Source organism: Winogradskyella immobilis (assembly GCF_021887715.1).
GTDB lineage: Bacteria > Bacteroidota > Bacteroidia > Flavobacteriales > Flavobacteriaceae > Winogradskyella > Winogradskyella immobilis.
Window position 1 is genome coordinate 1 of sequence record NZ_JAIQXX010000070.1, and the last position, 482, is coordinate 482.

A 482-nucleotide genomic window follows, 5' to 3' on the forward strand; every position below is an offset into this window, starting at 1 on the left:
GCAACGGTCACGGTTACGGTTACAGATGAAGGCAGTCCCGATGCGATTGATGATACAGCAACAGTAGCAGAAGACACGACAACAGCGACAGAGATTGATGCGATCGATAATGATGATTTAACGGACAATGCGACTTATCAAGCCGGAAGTTTAGATACTACAGGTACTGTAGGTACAGTTACGGATAATGGAGACGGTACTTTCGGTTATATTCCAGCGCTAGGTTTTAGTGGCGATGATACGTTTACTTATACGATCTGTGATGATGATACGCCAACAGCGACCTGTGATACAGCAACGGTCACGGTTACGGTTACAAGTTTAGGTCAGAATCCAAGCATATCATTATTAAAGACGGCAGTGTTTAATGATGAAGACGGAGATGGTTTTGGAGATGTAGGCGAGACAATCACATATAGTTTCACAGTGAGTAATACGGGTAATGTCCCAGTAACGAATATATCAATTACAGATCCATTGGT

General features: G+C 42.9%; 1 protein-coding gene. It reads left to right on the plus strand.

Translation table 11 applies throughout. The annotated features are described in order from the left end of the window. A partial coding sequence (locus tag K8Z87_RS13870; RefSeq protein ID WP_227478170.1) for a DUF7507 domain-containing protein occupies positions 1-482 on the plus strand: 482 nt, incomplete at both ends.